The 18492-nt window shown below is 46.4% G+C and carries 18 protein-coding genes; 9 read left to right on the top strand and 9 right to left on the bottom strand.

Translation table 11 applies throughout. The features are described 5' to 3' along the window. Positions 1 to 41: 41 nt before the first annotated feature. Positions 42 to 506 carry a low molecular weight protein-tyrosine-phosphatase gene (locus tag AC6RGY_RS07045; protein ID WP_499861092.1) on the bottom strand — a complete coding sequence of 155 codons (465 nt, stop codon included), beginning with the start codon at positions 504 to 506 and terminating at the stop codon, positions 42 to 44. Positions 507 to 712: 206 nt separating this feature from the next. Here AC6RGY_RS07045 and AC6RGY_RS07040 point away from each other — a divergent pair, with 206 nt between their 5' ends. The 6 genes from AC6RGY_RS07040 (at position 713) to AC6RGY_RS07015 (ending at position 5783) form a co-directional block, all read left to right on the top strand. Beyond that, on the top strand, positions 713 to 1165 hold the full coding sequence (locus tag AC6RGY_RS07040; protein WP_499861090.1) for an ACT domain-containing protein: 453 nt from the start codon (positions 713 to 715) through the stop codon (positions 1163 to 1165). A gap of 93 nt (positions 1166 to 1258) precedes the next feature. Next, a complete protein-coding gene (locus tag AC6RGY_RS07035) occupies positions 1259 to 2407 on the top strand; it encodes a LysM peptidoglycan-binding domain-containing protein (RefSeq protein WP_499861088.1) in 1149 nt (382 codons plus the stop codon). A 3-nt stretch (positions 2408 to 2410) separates the two neighbouring features. After that, entirely contained in the window at positions 2411 to 3358 is a 948-nt protein-coding gene (locus AC6RGY_RS07030) for a hypothetical protein (RefSeq protein WP_499861086.1), read from the top strand. 122 nt (positions 3359 to 3480) lie between these two features. Then, complete coding sequence (locus AC6RGY_RS07025) at positions 3481 to 4332, top strand: NAD+ synthase (RefSeq protein ID WP_499861084.1); 852 nt, start codon at positions 3481 to 3483, stop codon at positions 4330 to 4332. A 155-nt stretch (positions 4333 to 4487) separates the two neighbouring features. Further along, positions 4488 to 5231: a YebC/PmpR family DNA-binding transcriptional regulator gene (locus AC6RGY_RS07020; protein ID WP_499861082.1), complete on the top strand. Its 744-nt coding sequence runs from the start codon at positions 4488 to 4490 to the stop codon at positions 5229 to 5231. Between the two features lie 9 nt (positions 5232 to 5240). After that, positions 5241 to 5783, top strand: coding sequence for a GNAT family N-acetyltransferase (locus AC6RGY_RS07015; protein ID WP_499861479.1), 543 nt, complete (start codon positions 5241 to 5243; stop codon positions 5781 to 5783). 83 nt (positions 5784 to 5866) lie between these two features. On the opposite strand, the gene AC6RGY_RS07010 is transcribed toward AC6RGY_RS07015, so the two are convergent. From AC6RGY_RS07010 to AC6RGY_RS07000, 3 genes are all read right to left on the bottom strand, one after another. Beyond that, positions 5867 to 6325 (bottom strand): DUF1499 domain-containing protein, encoded by a 459-nt coding sequence (locus tag AC6RGY_RS07010; protein WP_499861080.1) that lies wholly within the window; start codon positions 6323 to 6325, stop codon positions 5867 to 5869. 34 nt (positions 6326 to 6359) lie between these two features. After that, positions 6360 to 8015, bottom strand: coding sequence for a peptide ABC transporter substrate-binding protein (locus AC6RGY_RS07005; protein WP_499861078.1), 1656 nt, complete (start codon positions 8013 to 8015; stop codon positions 6360 to 6362). Positions 8016 to 8143: 128 nt separating this feature from the next. Further along, entirely contained in the window at positions 8144 to 11185 is a 3042-nt protein-coding gene (locus AC6RGY_RS07000; RefSeq protein WP_499861076.1) for an efflux RND transporter permease subunit, read from the bottom strand. 312 nt (positions 11186 to 11497) lie between these two features. Here AC6RGY_RS07000 and AC6RGY_RS06995 point away from each other — a divergent pair, with 312 nt between their 5' ends. Beyond that, positions 11498 to 12466: a polysaccharide deacetylase family protein gene (locus AC6RGY_RS06995; protein WP_499861074.1), complete on the top strand. Its 969-nt coding sequence runs from the start codon at positions 11498 to 11500 to the stop codon at positions 12464 to 12466. A 63-nt stretch (positions 12467 to 12529) separates the two neighbouring features. Here AC6RGY_RS06995 and AC6RGY_RS06990 read toward each other — a convergent pair whose 3' ends face one another. The 5 genes from AC6RGY_RS06990 to AC6RGY_RS06970 are packed head-to-tail and all read right to left on the bottom strand — an operon-like array spanning position 12530 to position 17134. Continuing rightward, on the bottom strand, positions 12530 to 13018 hold the full coding sequence (locus AC6RGY_RS06990) for a hypothetical protein (RefSeq protein WP_499861073.1): 489 nt from the start codon (positions 13016 to 13018) through the stop codon (positions 12530 to 12532). 42 nt (positions 13019 to 13060) lie between these two features. Then, positions 13061 to 14176 carry a GerAB/ArcD/ProY family transporter gene (locus AC6RGY_RS06985; RefSeq protein ID WP_499861071.1) on the bottom strand — a complete coding sequence of 372 codons (1116 nt, stop codon included), beginning with the start codon at positions 14174 to 14176 and terminating at the stop codon, positions 13061 to 13063. 26 nt (positions 14177 to 14202) lie between these two features. Beyond that, positions 14203 to 14397 carry a hypothetical protein gene (locus AC6RGY_RS06980; protein WP_499861069.1) on the bottom strand — a complete coding sequence of 65 codons (195 nt, stop codon included), beginning with the start codon at positions 14395 to 14397 and terminating at the stop codon, positions 14203 to 14205. After that, positions 14360 to 15619: a Ger(x)C family spore germination protein gene (locus AC6RGY_RS06975; protein ID WP_499861068.1), complete on the bottom strand. Its 1260-nt coding sequence runs from the start codon at positions 15617 to 15619 to the stop codon at positions 14360 to 14362. The genes AC6RGY_RS06980 and AC6RGY_RS06975 overlap by 38 nt, the downstream gene beginning before the upstream one ends. Beyond that, on the bottom strand, positions 15620 to 17134 hold the full coding sequence (locus AC6RGY_RS06970; RefSeq protein ID WP_499861066.1) for a spore germination protein: 1515 nt from the start codon (positions 17132 to 17134) through the stop codon (positions 15620 to 15622). A 233-nt stretch (positions 17135 to 17367) separates the two neighbouring features. On the opposite strand from AC6RGY_RS06970, the gene ruvC reads away from it, so the two are divergent. Then, positions 17368 to 17874, top strand: coding sequence for a crossover junction endodeoxyribonuclease RuvC (gene ruvC, locus AC6RGY_RS06965; protein WP_499861064.1), 507 nt, complete (start codon positions 17368 to 17370; stop codon positions 17872 to 17874). Continuing rightward, positions 17871 to 18491 (top strand): Holliday junction branch migration protein RuvA, encoded by a 621-nt coding sequence (gene ruvA / locus AC6RGY_RS06960; protein ID WP_499861063.1) that lies wholly within the window; start codon positions 17871 to 17873, stop codon positions 18489 to 18491. Before ruvC ends, ruvA begins: the two co-directional genes overlap by 4 nt. Position 18492: the final 1 nt, after the last annotated feature.

Below are 18492 nucleotides of genomic sequence, written 5' to 3'. Positions count from 1 at the left end.
GGAAAGGATCGCCTGTGGGAAGGCGATCCTTTGTTTGCGTATTATATCCCTTCCTGTTCACGGATTTTTTGTAACAGTTGTTTGGAGGCACTGTCTACTAACTGGTATACCTCTTCGAAATTACCGGTAAAGTAGGGATCTGGAACTTCGGTATAAGTGGTGCCAGGTATGAAATCGGTTAAGCGGTGAAGTCCCGTAATGGGGTCTGTCAGTTTTTTTAAGTTGGTGATGTTGCTCTCATCCATAGCGATAACATAGTCAAAAGTATGAAGGTCCTTGGTTTGGACTTGACGTGCGCGTATGCCTGTATACGAAATTTTTCGTTCGGTGAGTAAGGAAGCGGTACCGTGGTGTGGGGGTTCATCAATATGCCAGTCGCCGGTGCCGGCAGAATCAATGTGAATCTGTTCACTTAACCCCGCTGTATGGACATGATGACGAAAAACGGCTTCTGCCATAGGGGAACGACAAATATTTCCCAGACAGACGAATAGAACAGATACCATATTTATCTCTCCTTCTATATGTGTATGAAAGTGCCATAACCTTCACTATCATAAACGATTCCCTGATGGGAGAACAAGCAAACTGTGGTATAATGGCGCAAAATAAAGCTTTCTTGTCCATAGATACGTGTGCTTGTCTGCGGTTGTAAAACTGAACCAATAAGTGTGTTTTATAGGAATTTTGCATTTCATAAGGAGGATCGCGCATGAGTGAGTATGAAGAGACGTATTATTTAGTACGGGCAGATTGCTTACCTGAAGCCATGAAAAAAACAGCGGAGGTGAAGCAGCGTTTACTAACAGATGAGGTTGCCTCTGTGCAAGAGATCGTACAAGAAGTAGGCATTAGCCGGAGCTCTTTCTATAAGTATCGTGAAGCCATTTTTCCTTTTAATGCAATGATGAAGGAGAAAATCTTGACGCTGTCGATCTGGCTAGAACATCGGGCAGGCTTGCTCTCACAGGTGTTGTCATCTACAGCACAATCCGGAGCCAATGTCCTTACGATTCATCAGACGATTCCCTTACAAGGTATGGCCAGCGTCGTTCTTGCAGTAGATACAACTTCTTTGCGAAAGGAGACGATGGGGTTTATTCACATGCTAAAAGAATTGGAGGGAGTTTATCGGGTGGAGATTATTGGACAGAGTAACATCTAAGAGAATGGATTGGGTCTTTTTTCGGAAGAATGGCAGCAAACATTTATCATATGCATAAGATAGAGGAAGTGCTTCTTTTGAGGAGGGAAAAATGTGAAGATTCACATTGCACAAGAGAAAGAATCGATGTGGAAGATAGCAGATAGGTACGAAGTCTCTGTTCAAAAATTAATGGAAGCCAATCCAAATGTGGAGGACCCGGATGACTTGGGTGAAGGGACAAAGATTCGTGTACCGAGTGGAAAAGTGCGGATCAATGTGTCAAAAGAGAAAGAGGTAGCTCCTGATGAGCAACATGATGTTACCCGCTTCATGCAGCCACAAGGCCCAACTTTTCCGACCAATATGATGGGTGATTTACCTCCTGTACCCGATATGCCGATTCCCCAGCCACCGACGGGATACGAGGGTTATCCATCCGCGCAAGGAGAAGCCCCTGCTCCTCCTGTTTGGACGGAGCCAACAGACGAAGCGGCATGGTTAGAGGAGATGGGATGGGCTCCTCCGCACGGCCCTGCAAGACCGGCTTCCGATTGTTGTGGCGGGGGGCAAGGGAGCGCGGCAGGTCCTTATCCTCCTGCTGGATCCACTATTTATCCAGGAATGGATGATCATTTAGCGAGTGAGCGTCCTTATCCGGAATATGGAGGGATGCCGTGGAATCATTATGCTCACTATGGGTTTCAGCGGGGGCCGGATATCTACCCTGAAGCAAGTGGTTACCCGGGGTATGGATATTCTCCGGAGAGCCATGGATACCAGAGGTTTTCGATGCCACCCGGAGGTGCGTCTCCTTCTGGGTATGGTATGTACCCCGGTGTCCATCCATATGGATTTGCACCACAAGGAGGCTATCCTTATCCTCCTCATCAGGGGGCGATTCAGGCTTATCCCCCTTATCCACAGACGGGAACGTATGCGAGCAACCAGCAAGCGATGCCTTATCCAGGTTATGGAGCAATGCCCTGGAGAGAAACGCATGCTGAACCCAGTTTTACTCCAGGAAACAACCCTTCTCCTTCTGCTTTTACGCCATCTTATCACTCGAATCAAAGTGAGACAGCAGGAAATCCATTCGCTCAGCCGCCAACCGATGCTTTCACAGGTTCCGCTCCAGTAGCCTCATTCTCACAAGGGCCTTCTCCATCTCTTTCAAGTGCACACATGGAGGAAGAGGATTATTCCTTTACCATCAATGTAGATAGCAATTGGGAAAGCAGTTCAGCAGCAGATGAATGGTAAAGCGTGAATCCTGCTCTTATTGCACATTGGGAGCATTTGATCGGGTCTTCTATTTTTCAACTGATGCAGCATGGAAAGTACCCGATAATACGTAGTTACCATGGAGATTGGCTGGTCAAAGAGATTCGCGCTCCACAGCACAGTCGTTGGTGGATGCAGGTAGATAGGGAAATGCGCATGCGTGGGTTTGACTGGATCCCACAAGTGGTATCGGATCATCAGAGGTGGCAACTCTCGCGCTGGATTGAAGGGAGAAAGGCAGACTACACGCAAGTAGAAGATGTGGAACAATCCATAGTCAGGTTGGCTCATTTTCATCGGCAGGGACAAAGGTTGACCACAGCGTGGAGGTATCCGCTGGAGCAGGATCTCTTTCATCAACGACTCCACCGCCGCATCCATGACTTTCGGTGTGTACTGGGAAAGCGAGACAAGATCCCTGGTAAGCCGGGGGAAATTTTGCGTGAACAAGGTTTGCTCCTTTATACACAAGGGCTTCATGTACTGAAAAGGTTGGAAGAAGAAGATCTTGCTTCCGCAGTGATGGAGGAAAGAGTAAACAAAAGCCTGGCCCACCGGGACTTAGCGAATCATAATTGGATCATCAACGCTCGAGGAGCTTGGTTGATTGACAACGATACCGCCAGTTATGACTTTCAAGTCGGGGATGTATGGCAATTCCTTGCCCGGGTGATGTCGGAGAATAACTGGAATCAGGGGCTATGGGAGCGGTTGTTGGGTCATTATGTGCGTATTCGCCCCATGACACAGCGCGAATGGAAGTTTCTATTCTTATTATGCGCTTTCCCCAATGAGTTTTACCGTGAAATGGTGGGTCTTGTGGAGAGAAAGAGTGGCTACCGACCGGAGAAGACGATTCCTTACCTTGAGCAGCTGGTACAGCTCCTTCCTCATTGGCGTCGCTTTCTACAGCGTGTTCCCCGCTGGTAAGCGAGGAGAAGCTTGTGGTATGATAAATAGACAAATAGGAAACTACTTTTTATCGTGATGAGGCAGGGGAATTCCCCGCGGGATAGTACATATCGATCACGATAGGAAACGAGGAATCCAACATGGAAATAGTTGAAGATATGTTAAAACAAGCTTCTTTTTTACGATTAGATGAGGAAAGAACCGTTAACCACCTAGCTGAAGAGTTGAAGAAGGCGATGGAGAAGGCTGGCTTTACACGAGCGATAGTTGGTTTATCTGGCGGGATCGATTCCGCACTAACCCTTTTCTTGACGGTTCGAGCGCTAGGTAAGAAAAATGTTGTCGCAGTTCGTATGCCCTACAAACATAGTAGCGCAAGCAGCTTGGAAGATGCACAAAAAGCGATTGATGAATTGGGAGTGGAGTCGCTCACGGTGGATATCACGCCACAAATTGATGCGTATTTTGCGAACTTCCCGGATGCGTCTGCTCTGCGTAGAGGAAATAAAATGGCGCGTGAGCGGATGAGTGTCTTGTACGACCTGTCTGCACAAGAGGAAGCGTTGGTGATCGGGACAGGAAATAAATCCGAATGCTTCCTGGGTTATGGAACGCAGTTTGGTGATCTCGCGTGTGCGATCAATCCCTTAGCGGATCTCTACAAAACGCAAGTTCGTCAATTGGCTGTTTACCTGGGTATTCCCGCTTCCATCATCACCAAAGCACCCAGTGCAGACTTGTGGCAAGATCAAACGGATGAGGGTGAGCTGGGCTATTCCTACTTGGAAGCAGATCGCCTCATGCATTTTATGATTGATCGCCGTTTTTCTAAGGAAGAATTGTTGAACGAAGGATTTCAATCTGAACTTATCGAATCCGTTATTAAGCGGATTAAGCAAAATCATTTTAAACGCTTGTTGCCAGTAACCATCCCTATTAGCGAGCGTACCATGACGGTTGACTATGAATATTTGCGTGGGCTAGGCCTGTAGAGAAGGTCCGTTATTTGATCATGTTCACTTCAATTATATAGGCAATATCGATATTCCGGCATGGGCTCAAGGGTGAATCGCAGTACGACTCTCCCTTGAGAGAACGATGCCGGTTTTTCTTGTAGTACAAATGGGATAGGAAGAGGGGATACCCGATGGCAGGTCATTCAAAATGGAAAAATATCCAGCATCGCAAAGGGCGGCAGGATGCGATTCGGGGAAAGTTATTTGCTAAGTTCGCACGCGAGATTTTTGTCGCGGCTCGGCAAGGAGGAAGCGACCCGGAAACCAATCACAATTTAAGACTGGCGATTAGCCGTGCAAAAGCAAATAATATGCCCAATGACAACATTGATCGAGCGATAAAGAAAGCAGCGGGTGCACAAGGTGGAGACGAATATGAAAGAATCGTCTATGAAGGTTACTCTCCAGGAGGAGCTGCAGTGATGGTAGAAGCACTAACCGATAACCGCAATCGTACAGCGGCAGATATGCGCCATATTTTCTCGAAAAGGGGAGGAAACTTAGGCGAAGCCGGTTGTGTTTCGTGGATGTTTGAACGGAAAGGACGCTTGACGGCTAAATGCGATCAAGTAAACCTCGATGAGGAGGAGATGATGCTCTTAGCCATTGAGTGTGGGGCAGAGGATATGGAGACCGAGGAGGATGTATACGAGCTACGGACGACACCGGAAGCCTTCTTGGAAGTAAAAAAACGGCTAGAGGAAGAGGGCATTGAGTGGGTTGAGCAGGAAGTGACCATGATTCCGCAAAACTTTCTTGTGCTACAAGGAGAAGAGGCAGAAAAAAGCATCGATCTGATGGAGGCATTAGAAGATCATGACGATGTACAGCAGGTGTATGCCAACTTTGATCTAGCGGATGAGGAGATGGAGTAAGTGAGTGAGATGAAAAACCTATTATGGGGAGAGAAGGTGCGTTTGACGGCGATTACGGAGGCCGATTGTGCGATGATCGCGCAATGGTTTGATAACCCCCATTTTTGGCGTTACTATGACGCCGTCGCCTATCCGCGAACGGAGGCACAATGCAAGAAATGGCTCCTGGCAGAGCAAGAGAAGAGCAATGGCTTTCTCTTCGCGATTCGTTCGATCGAAGAGGATCGCTTGTTGGGTATGGTGGAGTTGGATGGGATCTTGTGGCCACATCGGAGTGCGTGGGTGGCGATCGGGATCGGGGAAGAAGCCAATCACCATCACGGACTGGGGACGGAAGCTCTCCAATTACTGATGGCATTTGCTTTTCAAGAGTTAAACTTAATTCGTTTGCAACTCAATGTGTTTTCATTTAATGAAAGCGCGATTGCCCTCTACGATAAACTAGGGTTTACACGTGAGGGAACGTACCGCAGTTTTATTGAACGCGATGGCAAGCGCTATGATGCGTACCTCTATGGGTTATTGCGTGAAGAATGGGAAGCGCAAGCATGAACGAGGGACAGTAGAGAAAATCAGGGAAAAGAGAGAAGAGCCCCCGTTGTGAAAAGAAACTTTTCACAACGGGGGCTCTCTGCTTAATTTTCTTGCTGGAACTGTTCTCGAATCGCCTCCATCCGCTTTCGATTGACACCCATGTCGGAATAACCTACACGGGAAGACGAACGAAAGTGGATAAGTTTCTTCTCCTCATCGATCCAGAACTGAACATCATCAATGTAACGCATGATGAGGGAGGTGCATTCGGCGTGAATGTACTGCTCCTCTTGTGTCATGATCTTCGTGCGATCCATCGAGTTTAAAATGGCGAGCAATTTCTCTTTTGCTTCGCTAGCGGAAACAGAATAGGGAATGGGCTCAATAGCATGTGTCTCATCCTCTGCTTGTGTGGAAACACAGTTCGGCTTGTTGGGACAAGGAGCAAACTGTCCCTCTTCGACACCCAAATTTGTCGGGCGTGTTCCCATTCCTGTTTGCATTAGAATCAGCCAAGCTACCGCCAGCGCAAGAACCGCGATGATAATAAATGTGCTCACTTTCTTTCCTCCTCTACGCATGAAAGTGGCGAGGCTATTCCGTAACTTCATCCGCTATATAGCCCCATTTGAGTGAGTAGGCAGAACCATAAGGGTGACGGATGATGTCCATAACATTGCGGCGAACAACATAAGATTCCCCAACATGGTAAAGCGGGATCACAGCAGAATCCTCTTTGATTAACTTAATTTCGGCTTTTTCGATGAGGGCCAATTGGTCATCACCTGTGCTGGCATACGCTTTTCCGATCAATTGGTTAAATTCATCACTTTGATATCGCCCAAAATTCATGGTACTGTCTTTGGTCCAGATATCCAAGAAGGTCATGGGGTTGTTGTAGAAGGCGAACCAGCCGGACAAAGTAAGGTCGAACTCTCCATTCGCTTCTTTTTCAATTTTTTGTTCACGCGGGAGCGCGTTGAGTTGGACATTAAGTCCTAGGTTTTCTTGGAGCATCGTTTTGATTCCGACAGCCATCTCTTTGCGTTCATCATCGTAGCATAGCATCGTAATGCGAGTAGGGATATCGCTTTCGCTCATATTTAATTCTGCTAACCCTTTTTCTAAGTACTCTTGTGCCTTGTCATTGGCATTCTTGGGAATCAATTGCTCGTCGGCATATTGGCGGTAACTCTTGTCGTTGTAGGTGGTAACCGTTGGTGGTACCAATCCATCAGCCACGACGGACCCATTATTTAGCGATTCGATGAGGCGCTGTCGGTCGATCGCATAGCTAATCGCTTTGCGGATATTGGCATTTTGGAAAAAGGGTTTATCACTGTGATTGACCTGAATAAACTCAGTGGCAGCAATTTGTGTAGAGTCAAACTCAGAGGTGTCCTCAAAGGCTTCAACGAAATCACTGCTAAGGCGTGTGATATCTACATCACCCGCATTAAATTGGTTAACCCCAGCGGCAGTATCTTTTTCTACTTGAACGTCCACGCTGTCTAAATGAACCGCCTGGCTATCCCAGTATTGATCATTTTTCTTTAGTTTGACCACTTTGTTCTGCGAGATGTCCGTGAGAACAAAGGGTCCGTTATAGACCATTTTGTCTGCGCTTTTCGCATAATCCGCTTTATGATTTTCTACAATATCTTGTCGTAGAGGGGCAAAAGTGGGCAAAGTAATCCGACTGAGAAAGTCTGAGACGGGTCGATCCAAATCGACTTGTAACGTACGTTCATCGACGGCCGTAATTCCTACATTTTCAGCATTGGCTTGTCCAGTATGGTAGGCTAGAGCATTTTTAATAGGGAAGAAGACGAAAGCCATCTTGGAGTCGGTCTCCGGATTTAAGGCGCGTTTCCATGCATATTCGAAATCTTGAGCGGTAACGGCTTTTCCGTCACTCCATTTTGCGTCACGTAATTTAAAGGTATATGACCTATTGTCATCGCTTACATTATACGATTCAGCGATGCCGTAGGTTGGACGGTTATCCTTGTCCAGTCGCAATAAACCTTCAAATGAGTTATTAAGGATACTAATCGATAAGGTATCACGAGATGTGGACAAATCTAGATCGGAGATAGCGGCTGGGACGTTAATCACAATGTGGTTATCTTGTGCACCCTTTCCGCCCTCTTCATTTTTGCTGTCCTCACCAAAAATGCCGCAGGCGGTAGTAGAGATGAGGAGAGCAAAAACAAGTATAAAAGAAGATAGTTTACGAGTGTAATGCATGAATGGTCCTCCTTGAGAATGCGTATAAGATTGAGAAAAATACACGTGTTTTAATTCTACATAGAATGAATAAAACCCTCTTTCTTGCTTTCTCCAATCTTTTCAACTAGCTTCATTATAGCATAATGTCAATGAAAGAGTGAGGGTGAACGACGATCCATGAGGTCATAAACAACAGGAATAATCACAAGGGTTAATAGGGTGCTACTCAGTAAACCACCAATTACGGTAATGGCAAGGGGTTGTTGAATTTCGGTTCCTTCTCCCCAGCCGAGTGAGAGTGGGATCAATCCCAGAATGGTGGTTGTCGCTGTCATCACAATGGGACGAAAGCGGGTCAGGGCAGCTTGAATGACCGCTTCACGGGCAGGTTGGCCCGCTCGGTTTTGTTGGTTGGTATAGTCTACGAGGACGATTCCATTGTTTACGACGATTCCAGCAAGTACGATGAAACCGATCATAGCCGTCACACCAATGGGGGTGTGGGTAAGAAATAATGTGAGTGCTACGCCAACAAAGGTAAGGGGGAGGGTAAACAAGATGACAAATGGGTATTTGTAAGACTCGAACTGCCCAGCCATGACAAAAAAGACGAACAAGAGAGCCAAGATACCAGCGAGGAGAAAGTCAGAGGTGGTATCGGCGAGCAGTTCGGAAGCGCCAATAAAGGAGACATGGAGGGCAGTGGGCAAAGCAACTTCGTCCAAGCAATGACGTACTTGCTTTTGATACTCTCCAAAGCTGGTATCGCGATAACGGAGGGTAAATTGAATAGAGTCTTCTTGATTGCGCCGGTTTAAGGTGATCGGTCCGTCCGCGATATGAAGGGAAGCTACTTCATGCAATTCGATTTCTCCTGTTTGTGTGGTCAGAGGGAGTTTCTCCAGGTCATCGGGTGAGGAAAGGTAGGAAGAAGGGTACTGAATCCGCACCTCGATCTTTTCTCCATTTGCCTCCTCCAGTTGGATACCATGGTTACCACGTGTTGCCTGAGCGACCGTTCCACCGATATGAGCCGGTGTTACTCCGTATGTCCGCGCTTTGTCTGCATCGATTCTTACTTCTAATTCCGGACGGATTTTTTCTTCTGACGTTGTGACTTGAGAAGTTGAAGGCAAGGATTCCAAAGCTGTTTTTATCTCTTCCTTGTGACCATCGAGGAGATCGCGATTGCCACTTAACACAAACTCCAGAGTATGAGGAGCCCCTAAGGTTTCGAAGGAGGACTGTTCTTTTATTTTAATTTTTGCATGGGGGTCGATTGTCTGTAGAGGAGAACGCAAGCGTTGGATGATTTCAGAAGTGGATTGCTTTCGTTTGTTTGCATCGACGGCGGTGACATAAAGCTGGGCGATATGACGTCCACTCTCTCCGGAGAATGCTCGCTCATCTTGTGCACTTCCGATAAACGCTTGATAGGACGCTACCATCTCTTCTTTCGCTAAAAGCTCCTCTGCTTGTTCGGAGACTTGTGTGGTTTTTTTGAGTCCGGTTCCTGGTGGCATCTCAATTTTCACGGTGAAAACCCCTTCGTCCGAAGCAGGAAGAAACTCCGTTCCCACTCGAGGGAGTAAAGCGATCCCACCAACGAAAAGAAGAAGGGATAAGAGTAGGACCCACAAGCGATGAGAGAGAGACCACGTTAAGAGTGAACGATAAATAGCATAGGTGCGGGGGGAAGTATGAACAGAGGGTGAGCGTGGCGGACGGTGCTTCATGATAAGGACGAAGAGTACGGGAATGATGGTGAGCGAAACCAGTAGAGAGGCAAGCAGGCTAAAGGAGACGGTTAGAGCGAATTCACGGAAGAGATTGCCGATCAAACCTCGGACAAAGATGACGGGGAGGAAAACAGCCACGGTGGTTAGAGACGAGGCAGTAATCGCTCCTGCCACTTCCGTGGCTCCATCGATGGCGGCTGTTTGGATGGGTTTATTTTCTTGATAATGACGGTGAATATTTTCGATGACCACAATGGAATTGTCTACCAACATGCCTACGCCTAAGGTAAGTGCCCCGAGCGTCATGATATTTAAGGTGAAGTTTGAGAAAAAGAGCAACACGAAGGTAGCCATCAGCGAAGTGGGAATGGCTAGTCCGATAAGGAGTGGACTACGCACAGAGCGTAAGAAGAGGAAGAGAACCAGCATGGCCAATGCTCCACCTGTGATCAAGGTGAAACCCACATTTTGAATCGATCGTTTGACATACGTTCCCTGATCAAAAATAGGAATAAGATGAATGCCTGATTCCTGGTTAAAGCGATCTAGTTTTTGATGAATCGCAGTGGACACCTCTGCCGTGTTTGCTCCGGATTCTTTAAATATATCCACACTGATACTGGGCTTTTGATTGGTCCGGGTTATGGTGCTTTTCTTTTCACGAACGGAGGCGATTTCAGCCACCTCTGAAAGGAGGACTTCTTTACCTGTTTGGGGATCGATGGTGATGGGAAGAGACTGGAGCTCCTCTACTCCATCCAGTTGAGCAACCAGACGGGTGGTAAGGTCTTGCTCTCCTTTCGCCACGATGCCACCGGGTAAGTGAACCTGACTGGCCTCAATCTTTTGTTGAATCATCGTTTGTGTAAGCTGATAGTCACGCAACTTATCTGGATGTAAGGTAATCTCAATTTCTTTTCCGCTGAGTCCGCTCTCATTTACACTGGCTACACCATCAATACGGGCCAGAGATTGCGTTATCTTTTCCACCCAATCCGCTGTTTGTGTGGCTGTCCCGTTTTGGAGAATAGCCACCTGCATGATGGGGAGGGCGACTGGATCAAAACGAAGAAAAGTAGGAGCTCCTACTTCCTCGGGAAGAGATGTTTGATTGATACGGGCAAGGATATCTTGTTGCAAGGCGACGATATCTTCCGTCCACTCAAACTCCAAGATGATCAAAGCAGCTTCTTCTTTGGTCTGGGATTGCATGGTTTTTAAGGCAGGTAGGGTCCCCAGTTGCTTCTCCAGTGACTTGGTCACTTCTTCTACTATTTCTTGCGGACCGACCCCTGGATAAGAGGCAATGACAGCTCCGACAGGTGGCTCAATTTTGGGAAGGAGGTCCAATTGCAAGCGCGTTACGGAAACTAGCCCCAGTATGAGGATAAGAAAGAGAAAGACAGTGGTGAAGACAGGACGCTGGACACTCATACGAGAGAGATTCATGATGGATCTCCTTATACGGTTGATATGAAATCTAGATGGGGTTGGAGAAGATTCCAATATAGGATTAGTCTGTCCGATGGATCGACAAAAGATGAGTGAATAAGGCGTGAAAAATAGTGTTTTTGCACGGCTGGTAAGGGTTTCTGATGAAAATCTACTATTCTTTTATCCCTCTTTGTGATAGATATGATAGAATGAGCTGAATAGAGAAGAGTTATATACATAGGACAAAGGTGTCTTTAGTGCATTTCGTACAGTTACGATATAAATCCTCAATGATTAAAGAAATTTTATTTATAAGGGGTCGAGCGGATGCAATGGATAAATAAGTTGGGGCTGTTTCTAGTCATTACGATGCTTATCAGTAGTTGCCAAATAGAAGATGGGTCCAATCCCTCCCATGTGAAGGAGGATCAACAGGCTGAGTCTCCCTCCTCCGATACAGCTGTAACGGAGCAAGAGCAAGAGTCTAGTATACCAGCAGAAGAAGCTGAGGATAGCGAGAACGGAGAAAAGGAAGACGAGCAATCGGCTGATGAAAATAAGCAAGAGGAAGGGGAAACCTTACCTGCTTCAGACTCGTCTTCTCAACCAGCAACGGAGAAAGATGAGAAGGTAGAAGAAGAGAAGAAGCAAGAGGAGGAAGAGAAGCAAGGAGAGCCGAAGCCAAAGAAAGAGACCATTATTCATTATAATGGAAACACCGCGAGACAAGAGGTGGCGCTCACTTTTGATGACGGTCCCGATCACATTTATACAGAGCAGATTTTGAAAATCCTGAAAGAAAAGAATGTCCGTGCCACCTTTTATATTGTGGGAAGCAAAGCAAAGGCCTATCCTGAGATGGTGAAGCGCATCCAACAAGAAGGGCATGTGATTGCGAATCATTCTTGGAATCATGCGGATTTTCGGGAGTTATCTGACAAAGAAATAATGAAGCAGATCGAGCAGACCAATCAAATTTTGCAAGATATCACGGGAGAGTCTCCAAGCCTCTTTCGCCCACCTTACGGTGCCCTTCATTCAGAGCAAGCGAAGCGAATCCATAAGGAAGGGTATATCATCACCAATTGGAGTGTGGACACACGTGACTGGTCAGGGATTACCAGCCAGCAAATTGTGCAAAAGGTAAAAGAGCAGACGAGATCGGGTGGCATCGTGCTCCAACACTTTGGTGGAGGAGATCGCTCGGCAACCGTAAAAGCCTTGCCACAGATTATTGATTATCTACGTGGTCAGGGGTATGAGTTGACGACTGTTCCTGATCTACTAGAGCAATAAACAAAGGATTACCAATTAGAGACGACGGAAACGTCGTCTTTTTTTAGTTAGAGGCAGAAGGTATTACGGGCGCTCAATGGTTTTCCAATCGACTTTGCCGGAGTTTTCTTGGCCTAAGCGTTCATAGTTCTCTTTGCTGATGTAACCGCCCTTTTTGAGACTGTAAGTTTGTTTATAGTCTTTTACTTTCCACTCGCCGTCTCGATATTGAAGGCTTACTTTGTAATCCCGTTTATCGGGGCGATGAATGAGAAAGGTTTTACTGTAACCTGTCTGGACATCGATCGGAGATAAAGCGATTTTAATGGAGGTATTGTTGGGTGGATCATTTTTTGTTTCTTCCACTCGCCAAGATAATTCCTCTACTTGCTCGTTTTCCATGAGTTGCGCACTTGCGTGTTCGAGATCCCCTTCTACCCATGTTGCTTTATAAAATCGAATGGCTTCTGCTTCTGCAGCGGATGTACTTCCTCCACACCCTGCCAAGAGACTGGCTAAGGGGAATAATATCAACAATGCTGCAACGACATGACGACGATAGATTTTCTCCATGGGAAATAATCATCCCTCTCCCGTAAAGTTCATGGTATAAAACTAGGCTTTACGTTGGGAAGGAATTTCATACATCTTTTTATGCTTTTTTGTCATGATCCCCCATAATAAGACCAGGATGAAAATGAGATAAATAGTAAAGGCAAACAAGGGCCAGGTAGTGCTGGCAAAGCGGATAACTTCCACCACATTCTCATGTAGATAGTTGCTCATCGCCCACACTAAGAATGCCAAGGGAATGAGCACAGAGTGATAACTTGGACGCTTGGAGATATATTGTAAGCCGTGACAAGCAACCAGGTAGGCGAGGGTCATCTTGATGAAGATTCCCGTCATCCAGATAAGTCCAAAAAAGATTTCAACCCGTTCAAACACGCGACCAGCCGAAATATCCCTCATAATGGTGTAGGTAGGGTATGTATAGCGTTGAATCATAAAAGCTCCTTCCTCACCGATGGTGGCGATGATGGTTATCAATAAAATGACTCCCCCAGCGATGATCCCAAAGAAAAAAGAGCGGATCACTTTTTTACGTGGTTTCTTAAAGGTGACCAGTGCGCTTAAGATGAAGATCTCCAAAAAAGGGAATCCAAGCGGGGCATAGATTCCCTTCCATACGGGGGCCCAACCATTTTCTAAAATGGGTTTCAGGTTACTTAGTTCAATCTTATTTATAAGGAGGAGCACCCCGCCAAAAAGAGAGAGGATGATGATGGGGGCCATCCATTCATTGACGCGTCCAATATTGGTGAGTCCTTTACTGGAGGAATAGACGACGAGAAGGAGAATCATCGTTTGGGATAACCACGGATGCGTTTCTTCGATCATATAAGTGATGAGAAAGTCACTAATATCCCGTACGACCAATGCGCATATATAGGTTGCATAGAAAGTGAGTAGGAGGTTGAGGAGATTGCCCAGCCACCTTCCACATACGGCTTCCATCACGAAGAAGATGGAAGGATAGCGATACAGACGGAGCAGATAAAGCCATAAGCAATTGAGAAGAAGTCCGATAACTGTACTGAGCATCATAGATATCCAGGCATCTTGCTGGGCAACGGAAGAGACCATGGCAGGTGCGATAAGTAATGAGGGTCCTAAAGTGAAGGTGAAGACGAGCAAAGTGAACTGTCTGTTGTTTAAGGATTCAACCATGCTGTTCTCCTTTCATTCGTTGGTCCTTAGCCCCCTCCCATGATCAGATGATAGAGAGGGGAATACAGTTGTTCAAGCAGGGACGTAAATTTAAAAGCAGGAAGTCTCTTGAGGTAGCCAACCACATAGAGAAGGGAAAATCCCCAAAATGCATAGAGAAACCAAGTGGACGAGGGAGGATAGCTAGTTGCTTTCTTCTTTTTCTTCTTCTTCATGGACACTTTGGATCCGCTCCTCTGTCGATTCTAGTGTCATGTTCACATCAATCGAAAAAGTTGCCTGGGAAAAAACCTCTTTCCAATTGTCTTCTACCTTTTTCCATGTGTTAGGATCGTCCTTTCGTAAGATTTCCCCAAAACCAAAGACGTCACTTTGTATGTCTTGTGCTTTGTGGATGGCACTCTCCATCTGATCTTCTAATTTACTGCCCACCAATTCTTCAATCTGTTGAATGACACGTGGATCCTCAATTTTAGCGGGGCAAGTGATTTCTTTTAAGTTGATTCGTCCTCTCGTGTGAATCGTGTAATGAGGGCGGGAGCCGTTCATACTTGTTTTGGTCGTGGTTTTCATCTCTTTAATGAGGATACCAATATTCCCGCTCTCATTTAAATTTTCTCCTTCGTCTTTCTCTAGACATTTGTGCAAGTTATAAACAAATTCTTGATCGATTCGGTCGGTGATGATGGTCCATGCCTGTGACTGGGGAATGTCAAACCAATCGATGAGCTCATCTCCACAGAATATAGGGAATCCTGTTAGTTCATAACTTGCGGGATTAGCATTGATGTTGTTCATCACTTGATCGATGGAAGAGCGATTGGTTCCCTTTTGTAGTGGTCCTGTTCCGAGAGCAAGAGCTTCTTGTCCCTTTGCATAGCGCCATTTAATGGTGTCGGTTAAGGTGATCCCCTCCATGCTCCCCAGCGATCCAGAGGTGATACGGGCACGGTTTAGTACAGCTAGACCCGGGTTTTTTTCCAAGGGGTCATAAGATTGTAGGAGATCTCTGGCTGGACTATCTTTGGTAACAAAGATGAGTGTCCCACTACGCAACTCTGGATCACGCTCTAGCAAGTCAAAGAGAAGAGGCAATCCTTTTGCACGAGCAAACTCTTCACTGACAGCAAAATAAAATACGTGAGAGAAGAACATTTTACGTGGAAGGATGTTGCGAGCATGCCCATAAGCATCTAAGAGGGTTCTGCCCGAAGTGGAATAGGTATAGACGGCGCTTTTTTCCCCTCCACTGGATCCACTTCCTTGTGAGGAAGTATTTCCTCCGGGATTAACAATCTGAAAATGGACTTCAACACAATGATCTCCCTTTTTGTCAATACCGATTGCCGTAACGATGGCCAATTGGTTGATTTCGTTTTTTCCTGCGCAACCGCTTAAAAAGGACAGAGAGAGGATGAGAAGAAGCGTGAAAGACTTTCTCATTTATGGCACCAGCTTTCGGAGGCTCTTCAGCGGATGGTTCTTTTTCCACCACAGAGGAAAGCGGAAGAGGGTATCCTTTTGTTTTTGCAATCGGAAAGGAGCCATGGGTGCGAAGTAAGGTTGACCGACTGATTCTAGAGAACAGAGATGAATCAGGATGCCGAGAAGAAAAAACATCATGCCAAATAGCCCAATGGTTGCTGCAAAGCTAATCATGGCAAAGCGTAAAAGGCGAGCGGCGTTAGATAACTCGTAATAGGGAGAGACGAAGCTGGAAATCGCCGTTAAGGCAACGACCATGACCATAGCAGGCGAGACGAGCCCCGCGTTGACGGCGGACTCGCCGATGACAATCGCGCCTACGATGGAAATCGCTGGCCCAATGGGGCGAGGCATACGAACGCCCGCTTCTCGTAACATCTCAAAGATTAATTCCATCATGAGGGCTTCCAATAAGGCTGGAAAGGGCACCCCTTCTCGTTGCGCCGCTAAGCTAATTAGAAGCCCGGTCTCAATCACTTCTTGATGGTAGGTTGTGATTGCGACATAAAAGGAAGGCAGGGTGAGTGTGATGAAGAAAGCCACCACCCGTAGAAAGCGGACAAAAGTAGACATATCAAAGTGCTGATAGTAATCTTCTGCGGATTGAAAGAAGGAGAAAAAAGTAACCGGCAGAATCAAGCAGAAGGGAGTGCCTTCGGTTAAGATGACCACCTTGCCTTCCAGGATTTCAGCTGCCACCACGTCGGGGCGTTCGGATGCTTGAGATCGCGGGAAAGGAGAGTAACTAGGGGTCTGAATGAGTTCTTCTACCATATTGCTTTCAATGATCTTATTGGTGTTGATCTTCTGAATTCGTTTAACCACTTCGTTGAGCAGAGAGGGTTTCACCATTCCCTCAAGATAGACCACCCTCAGCTCGACTTGTGTGTGTTTTCCTACGTGGTATCCTTGAATGCGCAAAGCGGGATGATGGATTCGTTCGCGTATAAGAGAAATATTGGTATTTAAGTTTTCTACAAACCCATCCCGCGGTCCTCGAATCATGGTTTGCGTTTGCGGTTCACTTACTTGGCGTTTCGCCCCTGCGAAGAGAGGGAGGAGATAGGCTTCGGTCATTCCTTGAATAAAGAGGGCGACACTGCCATCTGCCATCTTGCTTAAGAGCGCATCATAAGAAGTAGCGCTATTTACTTGAGATAGCTCAATATGGGCTATGATATCTTGGGGTAATAGCTTGGATGTTGTGGTCTTGTCTTGGGTTTGCCACTTCAAAATAGGAGAGATGACCGACAGATTTAGCGACTCCTTATCGACGAGATCATCAATGTAGTAGACGGCAAACGGGACAGGAATATTCTCAAAAGCACGACCGGCGATGTCACTGCTATCGCCCATGATTTCTTTAAGTTGCTCAATATTGATCGACAACTCGGGGGAGATGGGTAAGTCTTGATAGGAGGGAAATCCTCCTCCTCCCTGTTGTTGCTGTATAAATGGCCCAGGCGGTGCCATAGGATGGGCTCCCTCCTTTTTAAAAGGTAGTGAGGATGTTGGATGTGAAGGAGAGAGACTGTACGCTTTATCTCCAACATCCTACAAGCGGTATCTATACGTATTATTGGAAATCTCGTCTGACAATATGTATGCCAATGAAAAAGGATATCGATGAATAGAGAAGGCAAATGGTTAATAAGCGGACTATGATATAATCGGTAAGAATAAATGTTCGAATGAGGAGAGAGAAGATGCGTGTTTTTGGAATTGATCCTGGATTTGCTATCGTCGGTTTTGGCATAGTGGATAAAGCAGGAAGCCAACTAAAGCCCATTCAGTATGGAAGTATTGAAACGGAAGCGGGATTGCCCCTACCGACGCGGATTAAACAAATATATGATGCTTGCACGAAGTTGTTCGCAGAGTATCAGCCCGATGTGGTAGCCATCGAGAAATTGTTTTTTAACCGTAACGTGACGACCGCCTTAAAGGTGGCCGAAGCGCGTGGCGTCATGGTACTCGCGGCAGAAGCGGCCGGGATACCGATTGTCGAATATACACCTTTGCAAGTGAAGATGGCGGTGGTCGGTTATGGACAAGCAGAAAAAAAGCAAGTACAAGAAATGGTGCGAATGTTATTGTCTTTACAGAAAGTTCCTAAACCAGATGATGTGGCGGATGCGTTAGCGATTGCAATCTGTGAAGCTCATGCTGGCTCAGTAGAGCGAAGGGGTCAAATAGGAGGGGAAAAATTGTGATCGAGTTTGTAAGGGGAAGTATTTTTTACATAACGGAAGAGTACGCTGCGGTAGACTCTGGTTCACTGGGGTATCAGGTGTTTTGCAAAAATCCTTATCGTTTCGCAGAAGGAGAGTCGGTTTTGTTTTATACCCATTATGTGGTCCGGGAAGATGCCCACCTTTTATATGGTTTTGTCGCAAGGGAAGAACGAGATTTGTTTCGCTTATTATTAGAAGTGTCTCGTATTGGACCCAAGGCGGCATTAGGCATTCTATCAGGAGGGTCGCCACAAGAAGTGGTCGCTGCGATTGAGGGAGAAGATATTGCTTTCCTCACGCGCCTGCCGGGCATAGGGAAGAAGACGGCACAACGCATGATCCTCGATCTGAAAGATAAGTTAGAGAAAGAAGGATGGACCAGTCAGCTTCTTCCACCGACAGAGAGGGAAGATAAAAAACCTGCGTCAGCGAAGCAAGGCGGTGCTATGGATGCGATTGAAGCCTTAAAAGCACTCGGATATAATGAAGGGGAAGCCAAACAGGCGGTGACAGAAGTTGGCCGTCACTTAGCTGATCCCGATATCAGTGTGGATGAATGGATTCGTAAGTCACTTGCAGTTTTAATGAAGGGATAAG

The sequence above is a fragment of the Mechercharimyces mesophilus genome (genome assembly GCF_059818345.1).
The sequence above is the reverse complement of the archived record's forward strand: the minus strand, read 5'-3'. Positions and strand labels throughout refer to the sequence as shown.